Below are 2,488 nucleotides of genomic sequence, written 5' to 3' on the forward strand. Positions count from 1 at the left end.
CGCGAAAAACATAACGGGGGGGCTGCGGATCGAGGTCGCCGAACATGATCCGCCCGACCCGGCCACCGTCGAGGCCCGCATCGTGGCCGAACGGCCGCCCCCAGGGGCCGGCGGTGTACGGGGGCCAAGGGTGCGGCCGTTCTACCCCTGGATGCGCAGGAACCCGACGCAGGTGTGTCGAGCGGCGGTGGGGGCCGGTGGCTTGCGGGGCGGCACGTCGAAGCTCCTGGTGGTCGGCGGATGGGCCAGGGGCCGTCACCGCGTCTGCCAGGAGCTTCATCGCCGCGTGCCGTACCGCCTGCGTCTCAGGACGGACCGGGAACGGGGAGCGGGGCCGGGGGAGGACCGTCACCCGTGGCCGGCGGCCTCAGCAGGGGAAGGACCCGCTGTAGAGGGCGTGTCCGTAGGAGGAGCTTCCGGCACCGAAGCCGTAGACACCGTCGTCGCTCCAGACCGCTTCGCGGAAGCCGCTGACGCAGGTCGAGGCCGGTGCGAGCGCGAAGCCCTCCAGATTGTCGGTCGGCATGACGGCCGGCTTCGTGTAGGTCACGTCCGGAACGAGCGCGCCGGACGCGTTGACCTTCATGAACGTGTGGGTCCCACCGCAGGTGTTGTCGCAGGTCGCGACGAGACGCTGGGTGCCGTTGTCGAACGTCACGTCCATCACGGAGGCCTTGCCGGTGGGGATCGAGCCGAACGTGGTGTACGTGCCGTCCGAGTTCAGGCCGTAGACGTGGAGCGAACCGTCCCACTCCAGGCCGGCGAAGAACAGGCCCGAACCGTGCAGCGGGTAGGCCGCCGGGTTGTAGGCCGTTCCGGTGCGCGGGTCGGTCCATCCGTTCGCGGTCAGCCAGCTGTCCGGCACGTATCCGACGCCCTCGAAGCCCAGGTTGGCGTCGTCCTTGCTGCCGGTGTCGAGCTGCGGGAACTGCGCTGTCATGTCCCACTGGTGAATCGGCGACAGCGTCGATCCGGTCGACGCCGGGTCGAACTCCATGATCGTGTTCTTGGGCGCCTCCTTGTCGGTGTTGTCGCGCTCGGAGGTCACGTAGATGTGGCCGTTGCCGCCGACCGTCAGCCCTTCGGAGTCCGGCTCGCCGGAGCCGCCGGCGAAGCGGATCTGCTTGCCGGTCGCGCTCCACGTCGCGTCGGGGATCCACTTGCCGTTGCTCTTGACCAGCTTGTACAGCCAGTTCTTGTTCTTGGCGGCCCAGAGCACCGACGGGTGCGCCGGGTCGAAGGCCAGGCCGCTCAGGTCCCGGCCTTCCGTGCCGGTGGATGTCGTGAACGCGCAGACGTTGTCGGCGATCGTGACGTCCAGCCCGCCGGGCCACGCGAGGGCGCTGCTCGGGGCGGAGCCTGTGCCGGAAGGCGCCTCGGGGGTGCAGCCGCTGGTCAGCGAGCCGCCTCCGCCCAGCAGCTCGCCGGCTTCGGGGCCGCCGTCTCCGTCGCCGCCCCCGTCTCCGTCACCACCGGTGTTGCCCGAGCAGGAGTTCTGGGCGCCGGGGGTGGCGGTCACGGCCGTCCGGAAGCGTCCGATGGCGTTGGCGCAGCGCTCGTACGACGGCTTGGCGCCGTCGGCTGCCCAGGTCGCCGAGTCGATGCTGTTGCCGCCGGCGTCGATGAGGAACACCGAGTCGTTGTCGCCCAGCCCGATGGTGGAGTCGAACGTGAGGTAGCCACCCGCCGGGATGCTGGTCGCGCCGGTCGAGGAGGAGACCGACGCCGGGGAGTGGGAGGCGTCCCCGTCGACGTACTTCCACGCTCCGATGCTGATGGCGCTCGTTCCGCCGTTGTACAGCTCCACGGTGTCGGAGCCGTTGGAGGAGACCTCGTTGAGGCGTACCCGGCTCGCCGCCGGTACCGACGACGGGCAACCCGCCGCGTTCGGGGCGCCGAACGTCGACGACGACGTCGTGGTCACCCACGCTCCGTTGCCGTCGCCGCCGCAGCGGGCCATGGCAGGCTTCGCCCGGCCGGTCGCCCACTCGACCCGGTCGACCACCGTGCCGCCGGATGTGTAGATCACCAGCTTGTCCGCATCGCCCAGCCCCTTGGGCGAGTCGAAGGTGACGAAGCCTCCGGCCGGGATCGTGCCGGAGGAGGGGCTGAACGACTGCGGCGAGAAGCTGTCGTCGGACATCTTCCAGCCACTGATACTCACAGCGGCCGAGCCGGCGTTGTACAGCTCCACGGTGTCGCTGTTCGACGAAGTGACTTCGTTGATACGGACGTTGGGATATCCGGCCGGGTCCGCGGCGGCTGCGGTCTGAGCGGTCGCCATTCCGGTGAGCAGCAGTCCGGAAAGCGTCAGAGCGGCGGCGCATACAGAGGCGACGCCGGCACGCGAGTGTGAGGAGGTAGGCACGAGGCACACTCTGGGGATGCGATCTTGAAACGGCGTGTACTCCAGCTGAACACTGCCTGCTGGCCTCCGGAACGCCAAGGCTTACTTCGGTGCTTCGGTGCTTCGGTGCTTCGGTGCTTC

1 protein-coding gene is annotated in these 2,488 nt (G+C 69.5%); it reads right to left on the minus strand.

All coding sequences use genetic code 11. The features are described 5' to 3' along the window. Window positions 1-367 precede the first annotated feature (367 nt). The gene (locus JGS39_RS38785) at window positions 368-2,368 is read right to left on the minus strand and encodes a lamin tail domain-containing protein (RefSeq protein WP_308120979.1); all 2,001 of its coding nucleotides are present in this window, start codon (window positions 2,366-2,368) and stop codon (window positions 368-370) included. Window positions 2,369-2,488 lie beyond the last annotated feature (120 nt).

The sequence above is a fragment of the Streptomyces poriferorum genome (assembly GCF_019399235.1).
In the GTDB taxonomy this organism is placed as follows: domain Bacteria; phylum Actinomycetota; class Actinomycetes; order Streptomycetales; family Streptomycetaceae; genus Streptomyces; species Streptomyces poriferorum.